Origin of the sequence: Micromonospora sp. DT44 (assembly GCF_049841635.1) — a bacterium.
Taxonomy (GTDB): Bacteria; Actinomycetota; Actinomycetes; order Mycobacteriales; family Micromonosporaceae; genus Micromonospora.
The window spans coordinates 138,510-156,718 of sequence record NZ_JBNCKS010000001.1 but is presented as its reverse complement, the minus strand read 5'-3'; the positions used below and the strand labels follow the sequence as shown (position 1 = coordinate 156,718).

13 protein-coding genes and 1 riboswitch are annotated in these 18,209 nt (G+C 72.3%); of the genes, 7 read left to right on the top strand and 6 right to left on the bottom strand.

Annotated elements, in window-relative coordinates; all coding sequences use genetic code 11:
* Window positions 1-134 precede the first annotated feature (134 nt).
* From ACLQ25_RS00690 to ACLQ25_RS00675, 4 genes are all read left to right on the top strand, one after another.
* On the top strand, window positions 135-2,084 hold the full coding sequence (locus tag ACLQ25_RS00690; RefSeq protein WP_425728078.1) for an amino acid transporter: 1,950 nt from the start codon (window positions 135-137) through the stop codon (window positions 2,082-2,084).
* Window positions 2,085-2,170: 86 nt separating this feature from the next.
* Window positions 2,171-2,282, top strand: a riboswitch (SAM riboswitch).
* Between the two features lie 440 nt (window positions 2,283-2,722).
* Entirely contained in the window at window positions 2,723-3,448 is a 726-nt protein-coding gene (locus tag ACLQ25_RS00685; protein WP_425728076.1) for an ABC transporter substrate-binding protein, read from the top strand.
* A 39-nt stretch (window positions 3,449-3,487) separates the two neighbouring features.
* The gene (locus ACLQ25_RS00680; RefSeq protein ID WP_425728074.1) at window positions 3,488-4,258 is read left to right on the top strand and encodes an amino acid ABC transporter permease; all 771 of its coding nucleotides are present in this window, start codon (window positions 3,488-3,490) and stop codon (window positions 4,256-4,258) included.
* The gene (locus tag ACLQ25_RS00675; RefSeq protein WP_425728072.1) at window positions 4,255-4,998 is read left to right on the top strand and encodes an amino acid ABC transporter ATP-binding protein; all 744 of its coding nucleotides are present in this window, start codon (window positions 4,255-4,257) and stop codon (window positions 4,996-4,998) included. Before ACLQ25_RS00680 ends, ACLQ25_RS00675 begins: the two co-directional genes overlap by 4 nt.
* Window positions 4,999-5,008: 10 nt before the next feature.
* Here the strand turns inward: ACLQ25_RS00675 and ACLQ25_RS00670 are convergent, their stop codons facing one another.
* The 4 genes from ACLQ25_RS00670 to ACLQ25_RS00655 all read right to left on the bottom strand — a co-directional run bounded on the left by ACLQ25_RS00670 (window position 5,009) and on the right by ACLQ25_RS00655 (window position 12,643).
* Window positions 5,009-6,307, bottom strand: a complete 1,299-nt coding sequence (locus ACLQ25_RS00670) for a hypothetical protein (protein WP_425728070.1) — start codon at window positions 6,305-6,307, stop codon at window positions 5,009-5,011.
* A gap of 131 nt (window positions 6,308-6,438) precedes the next feature.
* Entirely contained in the window at window positions 6,439-8,013 is a 1,575-nt protein-coding gene (locus ACLQ25_RS00665; protein ID WP_425728068.1) for a Na+/H+ antiporter, read from the bottom strand.
* A 344-nt stretch (window positions 8,014-8,357) separates the two neighbouring features.
* Window positions 8,358-8,906, bottom strand: coding sequence for a hypothetical protein (locus ACLQ25_RS00660; protein WP_425728066.1), 549 nt, complete (start codon window positions 8,904-8,906; stop codon window positions 8,358-8,360).
* A gap of 383 nt (window positions 8,907-9,289) precedes the next feature.
* A complete protein-coding gene (locus ACLQ25_RS00655; RefSeq protein ID WP_425728064.1) occupies window positions 9,290-12,643 on the bottom strand; it encodes a BTAD domain-containing putative transcriptional regulator in 3,354 nt (1,117 codons plus the stop codon).
* A 124-nt stretch (window positions 12,644-12,767) separates the two neighbouring features.
* On the opposite strand from ACLQ25_RS00655, the gene ACLQ25_RS00650 reads away from it, so the two are divergent.
* The 3 genes from ACLQ25_RS00650 (at window position 12,768) to ACLQ25_RS00640 (ending at window position 14,793) form a co-directional block, all read left to right on the top strand.
* The gene (locus ACLQ25_RS00650; RefSeq protein ID WP_425728062.1) at window positions 12,768-13,664 is read left to right on the top strand and encodes an alpha/beta fold hydrolase; all 897 of its coding nucleotides are present in this window, start codon (window positions 12,768-12,770) and stop codon (window positions 13,662-13,664) included.
* Window positions 13,665-13,957: 293 nt separating this feature from the next.
* Window positions 13,958-14,407, top strand: coding sequence for a hypothetical protein (locus ACLQ25_RS00645; RefSeq protein WP_425728060.1), 450 nt, complete (start codon window positions 13,958-13,960; stop codon window positions 14,405-14,407).
* A complete protein-coding gene (locus ACLQ25_RS00640) occupies window positions 14,404-14,793 on the top strand; it encodes a hypothetical protein (protein ID WP_425728058.1) in 390 nt (129 codons plus the stop codon). The genes ACLQ25_RS00645 and ACLQ25_RS00640 overlap by 4 nt, the downstream gene beginning before the upstream one ends.
* Before the next feature lie 12 nt (window positions 14,794-14,805).
* Here the strand turns inward: ACLQ25_RS00640 and ACLQ25_RS00635 are convergent, their stop codons facing one another.
* Both ACLQ25_RS00635 and ACLQ25_RS00630 read right to left on the bottom strand, forming a co-directional pair.
* The gene (locus ACLQ25_RS00635) at window positions 14,806-16,971 is read right to left on the bottom strand and encodes a hypothetical protein (protein ID WP_425728056.1); all 2,166 of its coding nucleotides are present in this window, start codon (window positions 16,969-16,971) and stop codon (window positions 14,806-14,808) included.
* 7 nt (window positions 16,972-16,978) lie between these two features.
* The gene (locus ACLQ25_RS00630; RefSeq protein WP_425728054.1) at window positions 16,979-18,181 is read right to left on the bottom strand and encodes a low temperature requirement protein A; all 1,203 of its coding nucleotides are present in this window, start codon (window positions 18,179-18,181) and stop codon (window positions 16,979-16,981) included.
* Window positions 18,182-18,209 lie beyond the last annotated feature (28 nt).

Sequence of the window (18,209 nt, the reverse complement as noted above, 5' to 3'; positions counted from 1 at the left end):
CCCGGTGCTTCCGACCCGAAACCCGGGGCCCCGGGCCGGTACTCCCCGGCGGGCGGGTTCCGCGCACCGCCGGACGGACGTCGAGCGGACGGCGGATACTCGCGGTGACCATGGGCGGGACGGGGGTGACGCCAGTGGAGGTCAACAGGCGTGCCGGCCGGCGGACCGACCGGGTACGGCGCTGGCTGCTCGCCGACGAGTCGCAGCAGCCCGTGCCGCAGGGCCTGCACGTGCGACCACGGGAGGAGCGGCACCACCCGTGGTGGAAGGTGATGTGCCTGACCGGCGTCGACTACTTCTCGACGCTGGGCTACCAGCCAGGGATCGCGGCGCTGGCGGCAGGGGCGCTCTCGCCGGTGGCGACCCTGGTGCTGGTGCTGGTGACGCTGCTGGGCGCGCTGCCCGTCTACCGGCGGGTGGCGGTGGAGAGCCCGCACGGCGAGGGTTCGATCGCGATGCTCGTACGCCTGCTCAGCTACTGGCCGGGCAAGCTGTTCGTGCTGGTGCTGCTGGGCTTCGCGGCCACCGACTTCATCATCACCATCACCCTGTCCGCGGCCGACGCGACCGCCCACCTCGACGAGAACCCGTTCCTGCCCAGCGGCCTCAAGGGTCACGAGGTGGTCGTCACGCTGCTGCTGGTGGCGCTGCTCGGCGCGGTGTTCCTCAAGGGGTTCGGCGAGGCCATCGGGATCGCCGTCGTCCTGGTGGCGGTCTACCTGACGCTGAACGCGGTGGTGATCGCCGACGCGCTGTGGCGGGTGGTGAGCCACCCGAGTGCGGTCGGGGACTGGACGAACGCCCTGACCACCGGACACGGGGATCCCCTGCTGGTGGTCGGGCTGTCCCTGCTCGTGTTCCCGAAGCTGGCGCTGGGCCTGTCCGGTTTCGAGACCGGGGTGGCGGTGATGCCGCACATCCGAGGAGACCGCCAGGACTCGGAGGACCGGCCGTTGGGCCGCATCCGGGGCGCGCGGCGGCTGCTCACCACCGCCGCCGCGACGATGAGCGTCTTCCTGATCACCAGCAGCGTGACCACCACCGTGCTGATCCCGCCCGAGGCCTTCCGGCCGGGCGGGGCCGCCAACGGGCGGGCGCTGGCCTACCTGGCCCACCAGCATCTCGGCGGGGTGTTCGGCACCGTCTACGACCTCTCCACCATCGCGATCCTCTGGTTCGCGGGGGCGTCCGCGATGGCCGGGCTGCTCAACCTCGTACCCCGGTATCTGCCCCGCTACGGCATGGCGCCGACGTGGGCCCGCGCGGTCCGACCGCTGGTCCTGGTGTTCACCGGCGTGGCGTTCCTGATCACGATCATTTTCTCCGCCAGCGTCGACGCGCAGGGCGGCGCGTACGCCACCGGGGTTCTGGTGTTGATCACCTCGGCGGCGACGGCCGTGACGCTCGCGGCGCGGCGGCGGCGTCAGCGCGGTCGCACGGTCGCGTTCGGGATCATCGCGGTGGTGTTCGTCTACACCACCGTGGCGAACGTGGTGCAGCGTCCGGACGGCGTGAAGATCGCCGCCTGTTTCATCGGCGCGATGATCCTGGTGTCGGCGCTCTCGCGGGTGATGCGGGCGTTCGAGCTGCGGGTCGACCACGTGGAACTCGACGAGGTGGCGACCGGGATGGTCGACGAGCGCGCCGGACGCCGGATCCGCCTGATCGCGCACGAGCCGGAGCGCCGCGACCTGGCGGAGTACCGCGACAAGCTGGCCCAGACCATGGCGGACAACGACTTCCCCGACGACAGTGACGTGGTCTTCGTCGAGGTCACGGTCACCGATCCGTCGGACTTCGAGACCGGGTTGCTGGTACGCGGCAGCGTGGCGCACGACCGTTTCCCGGTGCTCAGCCTGGCCAGCTCCTCGGTGCCCAACGCGCTGGCCGCGCTGCTGCTGGAGATCCGCGACCGCAGCACGCGCCGCCCCCACATCTACTTCGAGTGGACCGAGGGCGGCCCGGCCCGCAACGTGCTGCGTTACCTGGCGTTCGGGCAGGGCGAGATCGCCTCGGTGACCCGGGAGATCCTGCGCCGTCAGGAGCCGGACCAGACACGCCGACCCCACGTGCACGCCGGTTGACCGGCTCGCCGAGCGCGGGTCGCGGCCGGTGAGCGTGGTCATATCGGCTGGACGACCGACCGGTGGCTGCTGCTAGCCTCGGCGCAGGTCATGAGTGCCAGCGCGAAGCCCCGGCTCGCTGGCCGGCAACCCTCCTCCGCGGTGGGGTGCCCCGGGTGAGGACCAGGCACCGGCGGGACGTCGGTGCAAGCGTGGCCTGGCACCCAGGTCAGCACCAAGACCCGGGAGACCGTATGCACATCCTCAGCCCCACACCACCGGCCAGCCGGCGTACGCCGGCCCTGACCCGGCGCCTCCACGTGGACCTGATGCGAATGCGCAGCGCGGCGTGTACCGCCGCCTAAAGCGCTAACCCGCCCCACCCGCTCCACCCCCCGCCCCACCCTCCCCGCCCTACCCTCCCGACCCTTCTTCGCGTCGATCATGAAGTTGTTGCCCGCCCGACCGGCGTGTCGCGGCAACAACTTCATGATCGACGGGGTCGACGTATCCCTTTGGAGTTCGTTATGCGTATTTTCTCTCGTTTTGTTGTTGTTGGGGTTTCGTTGTTGACCGTTGGTTTGCTGGGTGCCTGCTCTGACGGGGGTGACTCTTCGGGGGGTGACGGCGGGAACCCGTACGATCTGGCGCAGCCGGGCGTGCTGCGGGCCGGCACGCTGACCGACGCCCCGCCCAACGTGTACCTCAAGGACGGCAAGTTCACCGGCTTCGACAACGACCTGCTGACCGCCGTGGCCGGCAAGCTCGGCCTGAAGGTGGAGTTCGTCGGCACCGACTTCTCCGCGCTGCTGTCCCAGGTCAACAACCACAAGTTCGACGTCGGCAGCTCCTCGATCACCATCACCGAGGCGCGCAAGAAGACCGTCGACTTCGGCAACGGGTACGACTTCGGCTACTTCGGGCTGGACGTGCCGGCCGGCTCGCCGATCAAGGGATTCGACCAGCTCACGGGCAAGCGCGTCGTGGTGGTTCAGGGCACCGTCCAGGACGACTACGCCACCGGCAAGCAGCTCGACCCGGTCCGCGTGCCGGACTACAACGGTGCGATCAACCAGCTCAAGGCGGGCACGGCCGACGCCTGGATCGCACCGGCCGAGATCGGCGAGAAGTCCGCCGCCGACAGCAACGGCAAGATCTCCGTGGCGGCCAAGCAGCTCAGCCCGGCACCGACCGCGTACGCCGTCGCCAAGGGCAGCGACAAGCTGCGCGAGGCGCTGAACAAGGCCCTCGACGAGGTCATCGCCGACGGCACCTGGAGCCGGTTGCAGGCGCAGTACTACCCGGGCCGGCCGATCCCGGCGGACTTCAAGCCGGGCAGCGGCACGGTCGCGGCGCCGTCGGCGTCCGCGTCGGCCGCGTCCTGACCTGGTGACGAGCGAGCAGGGCGGTAGGAGAGGCGAACGATGGATCCGTTGAGCACCCTCTGGGAAACGTTCTTCGACATCGACGCGATGCGCGAGGCGTTGCCCGAGATGCTGACCGTCGGGCTGCCCAACACGCTGATCCTGGCGGTCTCCGCCGCCCTGCTCGGCACGGTGTTCGGTCTGCTGCTGGCCGTGGCCGGCATCTCCCGCAGTCGGTGGCTACGCTGGCCGGCGCGTGTCTACACGGACGTGTTCCGAGGGCTGCCGGCCGCGGCGACGATCCTGCTGATCGGCGTCGGGTTGGCACCGCTGGGCATGCGGGTGTGGGGGCCGGACCCGTACCCGCTGGGCATCCTCGCGCTGTCGCTGATCGCCGCCGCGTACATCGGGGAGATCTTCCGCTCCGGCATCCAGTCGGTGGAGGCGGCCCAACTGGAGGGCGCCCGGGCGCTCGGCTTCTCCTGGACCGACGCGATGCGACTGGTGATCATCCCGCAGGGCATCCGGCGGGTGCTGCCCGCCTGGGTCAACCAGCTCATCGCGCTGATCAAGGACTCCAGTCTGGTGTACTTCCTCGGCCTGGTGGCGAGCCAGCGCGAGCTGTTCCGGATCGGGCAGGACTACGCGGCCACCACCGGGAACGAATCCGCGCTGCTGCTGGCGGGTCTGTTCTACCTGGCGTTGACCGTCCCGCTGACCCACCTCGTCAACTGGATCGACCGGCGGCTGCGCGACGGCCGGACCACCGCGGCGCCGGACGACGACGATGAGCCCACGCTGGCCCCGACCACGGAAGGAGATCGGCGATGACCACCGCCACGACCACCTCGGTCAGCCTGCGGGCACAGAACATCCACCTCGCCTTCGGATCCAACCGCGTGCTGCGCGGCGTCGACCTGAGCGTGCCGAGCGGCGCGACGGCCTGCGTGATCGGACCGTCCGGGTCGGGCAAGTCCACTCTGCTGCGTACGCTCAACCGCCTCATCGAGCCTGATCGCGGCGACGTGCTGCTGGACGACCGCAGCGTGCTGCGGGACGACCCGGACGCGCTACGCCAGCGGGTCGGCATGGTGTTCCAGCAGTTCAACCTGTTCCCGCACATGAGCGTGCTGCGCAACATCACGCTGGCGCTGCGCCGCCTGCGCAAGCTCGGCCAGGACGAGGCGGTCCAGGTCGCCCGCGCGCAGTTGGAGCTGGTGGGGCTCGCCGGCAAGGCCGACGCCCGGCCCGCCCAGCTCTCCGGGGGGCAGCAGCAGCGGGTGGCGATCGCCCGGGCGCTGGCGCTGCGGCCCGAGGTGATGCTCTTCGACGAGGCCACCTCGGCGCTCGACCCGGAGCTGGTCAAGGGGGTGCTCGGGGTGATGGCCGACCTGTCCGCCGCCGGGATGACCATGGTGGTGGTCACCCACGAGATGGGCTTCGCACGCCAGGTCGCCGACACCGTCGCCTTCATGGACCGGGGTGTGGTGCTGGAGGCCGGTCCGCCGGAGCGGATCTTCGAGGGGGCCGAGCATCCCCGGCTGCGTCGCTTCCTCGCCCAGGTGCTCTGAGGGCGTGGTGTCAGCCGGCCTGCAGGCGTAGGTGCGTGGCGAACGCCTTCAGGTCGCCGAGCAGTTCCAGGATGGCGTTGCGGTAGGCGACCGACGCCCACAGGTGCAGCTCCTCGTCGTCCAGCCCGCCGAACGCGAGCGACAGCGCCTTGCGGCGACGCCGGTCGAGCACCTTGTGCGGGCGCGCGAGCAGGTCACCCTCGCGCCGCAACGCCTGAAGGTAGGCGGCCACCGCCTCCTGGTAGTGCCGCCCGGCGACCCGTTCCAGCAGGGTGAACTCGAAGACGTTCAACGCCGCCTCGGAATCCCAGTACGCGCTGTCGCGCACCGGCGCGCTCGCCACGTGCCGACCCATGGCGTGCCGGGCCTCGTAGAGCAGCAGCACACCCCGCCCGGTGGTGCTCAGCGGCCGGCGCGGCGTCGGCAGCCGCAGCGTCCGCACCGGCGCGGCGGCGGTCAGGTCCACCGCACCGGCGTACGTCGGCATGCGCTGCGTCGTCGACGCCGGCTCGGGCAGCAGGCAGGCCAGCTCCTGGTACGGCACCGGGCCGCCGCCGGAGGGCAGGGCGCGTACGGTCGCCTCGTGCAGCTCGCCGAGCGGCCGGTCGTCCGGGGGGCGCCCCGGCGCCACGGTGAGCACGAGGCCGTTGGCGCCGGGCACGGGCACGCCCAGCACGCAGGAGTTACGCAGGAACGCCCAGGTCGCCGCCGCTTCGCGGATGCCACTCGCCACGGCCTGCGCGTCCGCGCGCCAGTCCTGGGCGATCCGTAACCGCCGCGCCAGGTCGGCGGTGGCCGCGCCGTCATGCGGATACAGCTCCCGTACGGCCCGGGGCAGCGAACCCGGGGGCAGCGCCAACGGGTCTCCGGTGGGCGCGGGAACGGCGTGCCTCGGGCAGTCGGCGTCGGAGTGCGGGTCACCGTCGACCGCGTGGCAGTCGCCCAGCCAGCTCGCCCGGGGTGCCCCCGCCGGACGGGCGAACGCCAGGTGGGGCAACCGGCCGGTACGCAGGACCGTCTCGTACTGCGGCCGGGCGCGACCGGCCCGCAGCCCGTCCAGTGGCAGCACGGGGGCGAGGGTCACCACGGCGGCGAGGACGACGCAGTGCGGGCAGGCGTCGCGGACGCGGTAGCGGCGGAGGTGGTCGACGCCGGGCTGTTCCCACTGGACGCCGACGACGGCCCCTTCCTGCGCCATCAGGTAGAGGAACTGGGTGGCGACACGCTCGCGGGTCACCGCGGCCAGCTCGTCGAGGAACTGCCGTTCGGTGACCACCCGCGGCTCGGCCGCGCTCGCTCCGGTGGTCATGGGCCCCCTCACCGGCCGAGCACATCGACAGACGCCGAACCGGCCTTCACCGTACCCGCCGGCGACCTGCCCGAATGCCCCGCACCTGGCCGAACCCATGTCACCAATCCGTCACGGGGTAACGCCGCTGGTCACTCGCTCGGGCCGCGGCCGAGCAGCCGGATCTCCTCGTTGTCCAGCGCCGACTGGAGCTCCTGGAGCACCAGGTCGTCGATCTCCCGGTTGTCGCGCAGCCGCGTCAGCTCCCGTCGCTTGTGGGCGAGGACGCCGAGACGCAGCCGGAGCTCCAGCTTGCGCTCCTGAGAGGTCCGACCACCGGTCTCGTTGAGGTCGGCCAGGTGTCGCTGGTACTCGGCCCGCAGCCGGCGTACGGCCTCCTCCTCGGCCCCCACCTCCTCGGCGACTCCGGGCAGGGCGTCCAGGCCAGCCTGGGTGGCACGCCGGCGGGCGTGTCGGGCCTCGTCGACGCGCTCGGGGTCGCCGGACAGCCCCGCCCAGCGCACCACCAGCGGCAGCGTGGTGCCCTGCACCAGCATGATCAGGACGATCACCAGCGCCGTGACGAAGATGATCAGATCTCGCTCGACCACCGGGCGGCCGGAGACCGTCATCGTCGGCACGGCCAGCGCGGCGGCGAGCGACACGGCGCCCCGGAAACCGGACCATCCCGCGACCGTGCCGACCCGCCAACTCGGCATGCCGCCCTCCTGCTCCGCCATCTGACGACGCCGCAGCCGCACCGACTGCGACGTCAGGTAGACGAAGCCCAACCGGGTGACCACCACGGCGAGCGTGACCGCGAGCACGATCAGCACGGCCCTCGGGGGCGAGGTGCTGACGATGCCGCGAACCGCGCGGGGGATCTGGGTGCCGAGCAGCACGAACAGGCCACCGTTGATCAGGAAGGTGGACAGGTCCCAGAACGCGTACGCCAGCACCCGGGAGCGGGCGCGGATCACCCGGGGGCCGGCGTACGCGAGCACCAGACCGGCGACCACGACGGCCAGCACACCACTGGCGTGCACCGCGCTGGCGAGCAGGAAGGCGGCGAACGGCGTCAGGACGCTCAGCGCGCCCTCGCGCAGCGGATCGTCGAGCCGCTTGCGGATCAACACCACGACGACGCCCACCAGCAGACCGGCGACCAGGCCGCCGAGGCTGGCCCCGACGAACTCCTCGCCGATACCCAGCGCCCCTGGCTCCGCGCTCTGGGTGAGCAGGCCCACGGCCACCGCGAAGACCACCAGGGCGGTTCCGTCGTTGATCAGGCTCTCCGCGTGCAGGGTGGTGAGGAGCTTGCGGGGCAGCCGCTTGGCCAGACCGGTGACCGCGGCGGCGTCGGTCGGCGCGAGGACCGCGCCGAGCACCCAGGCGGCGGCGGGGTTCACGCCGAACGCCTGCGCGGTAAACGAGACGGTGACCATGGTGAGGACCACGAGCACCACGGCGAGCAGCCCGATCACCGGCAGGTTGGCCCGGATCTCCCGCAGGCTGATGGTCAGGCTCTCCCGATAGAGGATCGCCGGCAGGAAGATCAGCAGCACCAGGTCCGGTTCCAGGACCAGGTCCGACAGCGGGGGCGCGAGCCCGAGCAGCACTCCGAACGCGATGAGCAGCACCGGCGGCGCGACCCGGTAGCGGCCGCCGAGGGTGGTGCCGATCAGGACGGTGACGCCCAGCACCACGATCAGCACGAGCCCCTGCACGGCGTACCCCCTAGATCCCCGATTGGCGGCGCAGGCCGGTGGTTCCATCTGACCGCACCGGTCGGCTCGATCCGGGAGAAACCGGCAAGTCGCCGGGGAGCGTGAGCTGTACGTGATCAGAACCGGACTACACGTCGACTCGGCGCCAACAGTGATCAGTAAACCGGGGCGTATGGAGCGCCACTGGGCGCGTACGAGCCAAAAGGGCTGGTAAATATGCCGCCGCAGCGGCCACACGTTGGCCGATGCCGGTTTCGGCATCGGCCAACGTTCACAACCTCGTCCCGCCGGCCGGCCACCAGGCCGATGCCGGGCAACGCCTTCACCCAGTTACGAGACGTCCCTTAATAACACACATCGACGTACCACACCGGCGTCCAGTTGACCGACAGACTGGCGTCGTAGGCGAAGCTCTGGACGACCACGCTCAAGTTTCGATTCAGCAGGTAGGCATCCGTGTTGTCACTCTGATTGTTGATCCACGAGCCGGTGCCTGCCCACGGCATGTTGTAGCGACCGCAGTTGTACCACTGAAGTTGGTCGCCCTGGAAGCCGGCCGAGCGGTAAGCGCAGAACCATCCGGAGTAGAGCGGCGCCGCGCCCGTGCAATGATCCACCGATGCGGCGGCGGCTGACAGGTTCCGCACGGCCGGTTCACCAGGAACCGTAGCCGTGTACAGACCGCCGTCGAAGTCCACCTGATTGGCGGAGATCTGGCGACCGCCGTACGTCTGGACGTAGTTGTCGATCTTACCCTGCAGCCCGTTGGCCTGCGTGCGGCTCAACCCGGCAGACAAGGCCTGTCTGGTGAACGAGCCGACAGGGGCGGCTACGGCGGGCGTGGGCACCGCGATGGCGACGAGCACGACGCCGACAGCGAGTAGTGCGGACATTCTCGTACGGAGGCATTGCGGCATAGTGGTCCATTCAGCCTGGACCCGATCGTCACGATCGCGGTCGTACGAACAGGAGTTTTTGCCCGACATCCCGCTGACCAGCGTCCGAAGAGCTCGTCGCAGCCCGAATGTGATGTCAGCTCACAATAGTGCCGGTAATATATGTCCGTCAATTACGGACCGCCCACCTCCAGCCGAGACAAGATCCGTCAGACCCGCCATAAGATATTTGCCGTTAACCCTGGCTTCTGTCTTTTGATGATGGTTGGGCAGGATTGCCTGGGTGCCGATGATCACCGGCTGGTCGCCTTGCCTGGCGGTGACGGCACGCTGGTTCCCACCCGCGATCGTCCCAGCGGCCAGCATGCGCCCGACGGCGTTCAGATTCGGTCGGCGCGGACACGCGCGGTGAGCACCCGGGCGGTCCGGCGGTGCTCGGCCGCTTCCGCATCGCGACGCAGAGCGGTGGCCAGGTCGGCGAGGTACGCGGCCACTGGGCCGACGCTGACCATCCCGCTGCCGGCCGCCAGTTCGGCGGCGGCCGGGCGGAGCGCGACGGCGACACGTTCCATCGTGGGCCGGTCGCCGATCGCCAGCGCCGCCCGAGCGGCGAGGCAGAGCCGCACCTCCCGCAGCAGGTCGTGCGGCCCGTCCGGCAAGGCCCGAAGCGCGGCTCGGGCGGCGGGCCGGTCGCCGTCGGCGGCGAGCAGCAGCGGTCGGATCCACGGCTCGTGCGGGCCCCAGTCCAGTCCCGCCCAGTCCTCGTCGTCCGGCCCCGGAATCGGCCGGTCGTCGTGGGCCAACCGGTCGCCGACAGCGTCGGCCAGGCGCAGGCCGAGCAGGGCGAGCGGCAGCAGCCCCTGGGCCAGGCCCGGCATGCCGTCGGTCGGCAGCCGCTCGGCGGCGGCCCGGTACGCGGTCGCCGCCGCGTCCCGGTCACCGACCCACGCCTGGCGCAGCGCGGCGTACCAGCCGGTGAAGACACCGACGAGCGGCAGCTCGTACCGCTGCGCGAGGCGGTCGGCGGCGCGTGCGTGCTCGTCCGCGCCGGTCCGGTCGGCCCGCGCGCAGCACGCCTGGAGCAGGATGAGGTGTCCCAGCACCTCGAAGGTCACCAGGTGCCGCGCGGCGGCGAGGTCGACCAGCTCGGCGCCGATCCGGGCCCGCGCGTCGGCCAGCCCGACGCGGTCGAAGGCGTGCATGAAGCGCGCGTTCAGCGCGAAGGCCAACAGCCCGGGGTCATCGAGGGTCCGGGCGATCCGTTCGGCCTCGACGGCGGCCCGGCGGCCACGGTCATCGGTGACGCCCCGCAGTTCCAGCGCGAGCGTGCTCAGCAGCCGACTGCGGTGCGCCGCCTCGGACGGGCCAAGGCCGGTCAGGGCGTGCTCGGCGGCCCGGACGATCCGCTCGGAGAGCAGGTCGTCGTCGTTGCGGGTCCAGATCGCGGGCACGTCGAAACCGGCCAGCACCTGGGCGGTCAGCCGGGCGTCACCGAGCGCCTCGGCGTCGGCGATCGCCTCGGCACGGTGACGCCGCGCCTCGGCCAGCCGACCCGTCACCGCCAGCGAGCGCCCGAGGCCGAGCAGAGCCGTCAGCCGCTCGCGCCGCTCGGTCCCCCCGGCCCGGTCGACCGCCTCGACGACCTGCGCCCACAGCCGACTGGCCTCGTGCGGATTGCCGCCACGTTCGGCCCGTTCGGCGGCCGTACGGGCGTAGTCGGCGGCCCGTCGGGCGGCTGTCGGCCCCCCGGCGGACAGCAGGTGGTGGGCGAGCGTGGCGGGGTCGACGAGCTGATGGCGCTGCAACGCCTCGGCCACGGCGGCGTGCCAGGCCGCGCGGCGCGGCGCGGACAGGTCGGCGTAGAGCGTGTCGCGGACCAGGATGTGGGTGAACCGTAGCCGCCCGTCGGGTGCCTGCTCGGTCAGGAAGCCGGCCTGCAACGCGCGGTCGACGGCGTCCAGCAGCGCGGCCGGGTCGTCGGTCAACGCGCCGAGCACGGCGGGGTCGACGTCCCGGCCGAGCACCGCCGCCTGCCGCAGCACGGTACGGGTTGATGGGGGCAGCTGCGCGAGGCGGTGCCGGATGACGTCGCGCACCCCGGCCGGTACCGCCTCCAGCGCCGCGCCGCCCGCCTCGGCGTAGAGCTGGGCCAGCTCCCGGACGAAGAACGGGTTACCCGCGCTGCGGCGGTGGATCAGCGCGACGGCGGGCGGGGTCAGTTCCGTGCCGGCGACGGCGCGGGCCAGTTCGCCGGTGGCCTTCGGGGACAGGCCTGCGAGGTACTCCCGCGCGGGTTCGAGCCCGGCGGCGCGGGCCAGGGCGGCGGTCAACCCCTCGGTGATCTCGGTGGCCCGGTACGTGCCCAGGACCAGTACCGGTCCGGTGGCGGGTTGCGGCCCGGCGAGCAGCGCGGTGAGCAGGTCCAATGTGTCACCGTCGGCCCGGTGCAGGTCGTCCAGGACCACCAGCAGCGGGCCCCGGTCGGCGACGGCGGAGAGCACCGACGCCACCGCGCGGTGTCGGCGGAACCGGGCCAAGGCGGGATCATCGACGCTGTCGGCGCCCGCCGCCCCGCCGTCGGACGACACGCCGCCCGGAGAGGACGACACGCCGCCCGCTGAGGACGGCACCTCCGAGCCGGTGAGCGCCTCGGTGATCTGGGTCCACGGCCAGGCGGCCGGGGCGCCCTCGTACTCGGGGCTGCGCCCCCATGCCGTGGTCCAGCCCTCGGCGGCCAACTGTCGCGTCAGCGCCTCGGCCAGGGCCGTCTTGCCGGCGCCCGGATCGCCGCTGAGCAGAGCGAGCGTGGGCCGCCCGGAACGGGTGGCGGCCTCGGCGGCACCCCGCAGCCGCTCCCGCTCCGCGTCCCGCCCCACGAACGGCCGCCGTGACGTCAACCCGCCGTCGGAAACGGCTCCGGCCCGGTCCGCAACGGCCACCGTGGGGGTGTCGATGAGGTGGGGGGCCTGCGCGAGGATGTCCGCCTCCAGCCGGCGCAACTCGGGGCCCGGGTCCACCCCCAGGTCCGCCACCAGGACGGCGCGGGCCTCGCGCAGGGCGGCCAGCGCCTCGCCCTGCCGACCGGCGCGGTAGCGGGCCAGGGCGAGCAGCCGCCAGGCGTCCTCGCGCAGCGGATGGGCGGCGAGGTGGCCGGGCAGGTCGGCGGCGGCCTCGTCCGGCCGACCCAGCCCGAGCAGCGCCTCGGCCCGCCGTTCCACGGCGAGCATCCGCAGCTCGTCCAGCCGGTTGACCTCGGCCACGGCCCAGCCCTCGCCCACGCAGTCCGCGTACGCGGGCCCGCGCCACAGCCCGAGCGCCCCGTCCAACGCCGCGAGGGCCGGCGCGGGCAGCTCCGCCGTCAGGAGCCGACCGGCCTCGCCGACCGCCGCCTCGAAACGGTCGGCGTCCACCGCGTCCGGGGTGGTCCGCAGCGCGTACCCCGAGGGCTCGGTGACCAGGAGGCCAGATGGCTGCCGGGGCGGCCGGTCGGGCTCCAACGCCCGGCGGAGGTCGGCGACGAACGTCCGGATCGCGCCCACCGCGCGCTCCGGCGGAACCTCCCAGAGGTCGTCGACGAGACGTTCCACCGGCACCACCCGGCCACCGGCGATGAGCAACCGGGCCAGCACCAGGCGCTGCCGGTGCCCCCGCAGCGGAACCGGACCGGTCCCGGCGATGGCGGTCACCGGCCCGAGCACGCCGAACGTCACCGGTGCCGTCGGCTGCCTGGTCATGGCCTCAATCTAGCCCGCACTGATCAGACACTGACCGTCCACTGATCACCCCCGGGCAGGCTCGATGACGTACGCCGGCGACGGGCATTCCCCGCGCCGAACCGCTCACCAGGAAGGCTCACCCGTGCAGCCGAGGATCAACGGATTCGACTACCAGCGCGTCACCGTCGCCGACGGCGTGACGCTCAGCGCCGCCGTGGGCGGCTCCGGGCCACCGATCGTGCTGTTGCACGGTTTTCCGCAGACCCACCTCATGTGGCGGCACGTCGCGGCCGACCTCGCCGCCGACCACACCGTCATCTGCCCGGACCTTCGCGGCTACGGCGAGAGCGACAAGCCCGTGGACGGCGACGGCAGCGCGTACTCGAAGCGGACCATGGCCGCCGACGTCGTGGCGCTGGCCCGCGCGCTCGGCCATGACCGCTTCGCCCTGGCCGGGCACGACCGGGGCGCTCTCGTGGCGTTCCGCGCCGGCCTCGATCACCCGGCGGCGATCAGCCGGCTCACCCTGCTCGATGTGCTACCCACCCTGGACATGTGGGACGTGCTGCACGGCGTTGACGCCTCCGTCGCCTTTCACCTGTATCTGATGGCGCAGCCGCCCGGCCTGCCCGAGAAGTTGATCGGCGGCAGCCCGGACGCGTTCTTCGGCCACTTCCTCGACGTCTGGACCCGGGACCCGGACGCGCTGCCGGCGGACGTACGCGCCGCCTATCTGCGCGCGTCCCGCGACGCGGTGACCTGGATCGTCGCCGACTACCGGGCGTCCGCGGGGATCGACGTCGCGCACGACGAGGCCGACCGGGCGGCCGGCAACCGGCTGCGGATGCCGGTGACCGTGCTTCAGCAGGACTGGGGGGCCGCTCTCGGCTACGACGCCGCAGCCGTGTGGCGGGCCTGGGCGCCGGATCTCACGCACCGGACCGTCACCTGCGGGCACTTCATGGCCGAGGAGGCGCCGGCCGTCGTGGTGGGGGCGCTGCGCGACCACGAGGAGTTGGATATCCGACACTTAATGTAACGAGCGGCCGAAGGGCGGCCGGGTTGCCGCAGACCGCCCGGCCGCGCCCCGCAAAACGGCCTGACCTGCGGGAATGCGACGTTACACCAGGTGGACGCAAACCGGTTGGCGGTGATACACAGGCAGATATCGGCGACCAACGACGGCACGTCGGTCCCCCTCTCGACCATCGACCGTTCCTCCACCGCCCCGGCTGAGGGCTGGTGCCATGCGGCAGCAGTGGGCACGTCACCCTCAGCGGGCACCGACCACGGTCGCTGGCGGACTCGGGGGTCTTCGACCAGGGAGTCGCCGTGAGGTATCTGCGTATCCGTTCCCGCCACCAGCCGTACGAGGTCGCTGTACTGATCACGGCACCCCTCTGCGGCATCATGATGATGCTCCTCGACGTCCGGCCGACCTCCATCCAGACGTCCATGCCGGCACCCGTCCAGGCCGCCTGGGAGGTCGGTCTGATCGCGGTGGGCGTGTGCGGGCTGCTGGGCATCCTGTGGCCCGGCCGGCTCTCCACCGGGCTCGGCATCGAGCTCGCGTCGGTCCTGGTGCTCGGCACGATCACCGGCATGTACGCGGTGGCCCTGTTGGCGCTGTGGAGCCAGCAGTCGCTGGTCGCCGCGTCGTTCGTCGTGGCGGTGGCGGTGGGATCGCTGTGGCGGGCCGCGCAACTCGCCGTCGACCTACGCCGCCTCGTCCGAGCATGTGAATGTGTGAGCTACGAAGAACTACAGGGAAGTGTCCCGTGAACACCTCGCCGGCCCCTGCCGCGCCACACTGGGTGCAGGTGGCGCTCAGTGTGTTCGGCATCCTCGGCGGTTCGACCGGTCTCGCCGCGATCGCCACCGTGCTGGTGCAGCGGGGCAAGTTCAAGGCCGACGCCGCCGACACCCTCACCGAGGCCGCCCTCACCCTGGTGCAGCCGCTACAGACCCGGATCACCGAGCTGGAGGGCGAGGCGCTGCACGCCCGCACCGAGCTGGGGACGCTGCGCGAGCAGGTCAACCAGTTGCAGTTCGTCGTCCGCGTGCTGACCCGCACGTTGGACCGGTGGCGGGCGGCGATCCGCGCGCCGGACGCCACCCTGCGTAGGGTGCGCGCGGTGGTGGCGGAGTCCGACCGGATTCCCGAGTAACGGGCACTTCCTTCACGTCGCGTCGGAGCTGCGGAGCCGGCCGACGAGTTCGCGTACGGCCGCCCGGAACGCCGGATCGGACTCGCCCGGGTGGTGCCCGCGCAGCGGCGGAGGCCGGCGCTCGCCGGGTGCCGGCAGCAGGCCATCCGGATCCCGCAGCCGCCGGTCGACGTGACCGGCAGGGTCGGTGGGGTCCGGCGAAGGATCTCCGGGGCGGTGCGCGGCGAAGATCCAGCCACCGACCGGATCGGTGTCCCGCCACAGGTTGACCCACCGCCATCCGACCCGCTCCCCCACCTGACGCAGCGTCCTGTCGTCGACGTAGGCGGGGAAGAGCCGGGCGTAGAGGCGGTCCAGTGGGGAGCCGTAGGTCAGCAGCGCGACCCGTCGCCGCGCGGCCGGCGGCAGCCGCAGCACCGCGAGCGCCAGCAGCGCCGAGCCGTGACTGTGCCCGCACAGCAGCACTCCGGCGTGCCGCTCGGCCAGGTGGCCGATCCGGTCGGCCAACTCCGGTACCGCCCGGTCGGCGTAGCTCGGCGGGGCGAACGGGTGGGCGGCCCGGGGCCAGAAGGTGCCCAGGTCCCACAGGATCCCGACGTGCCGGCGGAACCACGCGGTCCGGTACGCGAAGAGTCCGCCGGACAACAGCGTGAGAGCCACGGCGGCGACGAGGTAGGTGCCTCCCACCAGACCCATCCCGACCACACCGGCCGGCAGCCCGAGAACCCGCCACGCCACCTCGTCGGGTTCGCGTCCGAACTGCCCGAGCAGACTCGTGGCCAGCCCGATCAGGGCGAGCACCGCGTAGGTGACGGCCAGCAGGCCCAGCCACTCGGTGAACCGCGCACGGGCCACGGCCTTCGTGACCTGTCGCAACCGCACGGTCGCCCCCGGCGGCGGCGCGGGAAAGTCGCGGTTGGTGATCGTCGCCGCCGCGCGGCGGCGACGTCGGCGCGACAGGACGGTCAGCGCCGCGCCCAACAGCACCGCCGCGTCGACGTGCAGGAAGAAGGCCAGCAACGTCCAGCGGTACGGCAACGGCGGCCCGCCGTCACCGCGATATCCGCCGAGCAGCACCCCGCTCTGGTAGACCAGGCCGGAGGCGAGAGCGCCGGCCAGGCCGACCGCGATGGCCGCGATGACCGCGGCGCCCGCGCCCCCCGGCAGCGCCCGGCGACCGCGAGCGCGACCCCGTTGCCCCAACACCAGTCCACTGAGCAGCACCAGCAACGCCATCTGGCCGAACAGCGTGCCGCCCGCGATCGCGCCGTAGCCGGGAAGCCCGGCCGACGTCGGCCAGCCCCGCCCGTCGCCCGCGACGACGACGAGGGTCGCCACGGTCAGGCCGGCCGCCACCACGGCGGTGGCGCGTGCGGTCACGGTGGCCGTCCGCGCGGTCGCGGCCCGGTCGATCAGGCCGGGGACGGCGAGCAGACCGACGCAGGCCACCAGGACCGCCGCGGTAAGCGCCAGCAACAGGTTCGTCCCGGCCGTCGCGCCGCCGGCCCGGCGGGCCGTGAGCAGCAGCAGATCGAGTACGCCGAGCGCGGCGGCGACGTGGATCGCCCGCAACCGCTCCACCAGCGGCTCCACGGCCCACAGCGGATTGCCGGACGGTCGGCGACGGCGGGTCCCCAGCAGTCGCAGGAGGCCCACTGCGGCGATCGGCAGCAACGCCAGCACCGCCAGCCGCTGCCCGACGTGTCGGTCGTCCAGCCCGAGCAGCGTGTCGAAGGGCGCCCGGCAGGGTGTCGCGCCGAGACAACGCCAGGCGAGCAGGTCGAGGGCGACCCCGGCGATGGACACCACGTACACCAGGGTGAGGTTGAGCGCGAGGAGCCGGCTGAGGACGGTGACGCTGGCGGCGCGCTCGCCGGTGGGTCGCATCCACGCCGCCGCGTTACTGAGCATGAACGGCAGCAGCAAGACCATGGAAATCGTCCGAGCCACCGTGCCCGAGGGCAGATCACCCCAGCGGTACGCCTCGAGCGTCAACCCGTCGGGGGCGTCGCGGCCCGGCCCGTCCGGCCGGTAGAAGCCGCCACGAGCGTCACCCGCGACCTGGCGCGCCGACGCCGAGCCCAGGACGACCGAGGGTTCCGCCCCCGACACGCCGTGCACGCGCAACTCCACCACGTCGGCGCTTCGCGGTGGGGCATCCGGTCGCGGTGCTGACATCGGCGGGTTACCCGGCCCGCCGGGGATCGGGCGCGCCGTCCCGCCTGCTTCTGGCGGCGTAGCGCCGGAGGCCGGGCATCCCATCGACCAGGACGATCAGCACCAGCACCCCGGCGACGACGGCGTTGTTGGCGACGTGCGGAAGCCGCTGGGTCGCGAACCCGCAGCCGATGATGGCCGGCACACCGACCAGGCGCGCCCAGGGCCGGCTGCCGTCGACCACCCACGCGAGCAGGATCCGGGCGGTCAGGAACAGCGCCGGACCGACGATGCCGAGGGCCAGTTGCGCCGTCTCCTCGGTGCGGGGGTCCTCGATTGTCATCTCCATGGCGACCGAGGTGGCCAGGACGCCGGCGATCATGAGCAGGTGCAGGTAGCCGGCGAGCAGCGCCAGCTTGCTGCCGGACGGACCGGCCGCCATGATGCTCGCGCCCAGCCGCGAGCCGGCCGGCGCCAGGTAGAGCCGGGCGAGAGCCACCGCGGTGACGAACGCCAGGACGAAGGCCAACGTGCTCTCGAGGTGCAGGCCGGCGTCGCTGTAGGCGATGCCGGCGAACAGGATCAGCTCACCCAACGCGATGATGAAGATCTGCTGGTACCGCTCGGAGAGGTGATCACCGTTGACCTGGAGGTCCGGCCACGAGCTGCGCCCGAGCCACGGAAACGGCCACCGCAACCGGGCCAGGGAGTACTCCAGCACCAGGGCGAGGGTCCAGAGCACCTCCCGGGCCGGCGCGACGGCCACGCCCACCAACCACATCGCACCGGAGATCGCGAACCAGATCGCCACCCGCAGGCTCCGCAGTTGCAGCGGGTGCCCGCGCAGCGCCGGGATCAGCAGGACGCCCCGACCCACGTGGATCGCCACGTAGGCGCCGGCGAACAGCGCGGCGTGCGAGCCGAACGCGGTGGGCACCGCCGCGGCCATCAACAGGCCGCCGAACATCACCCAGAGCAGGAGTACGACGATCAGCGGCGCCCGGGGATCGAACCAGTCCGCCGACCACGCGGTCACGAACCACACCCACCAGATCGCCGCCAGCATCACCATGACCTGGAAGCCACCGTTGACGCTGGGGTCGTCGACCACCGCCCGGGACAGCCGGGTCAACGCGAAAATGAAGGCCAGGTCGAAGAAGAGCTCCAGGAACGAGGTCCGCCGGGGGTCCTCCCGCTTCTGGAGCAGCCGCCCGGGAAGCCCGTTCGCCATCGCCCCCCTTCCCGGACGTCACCCGCCG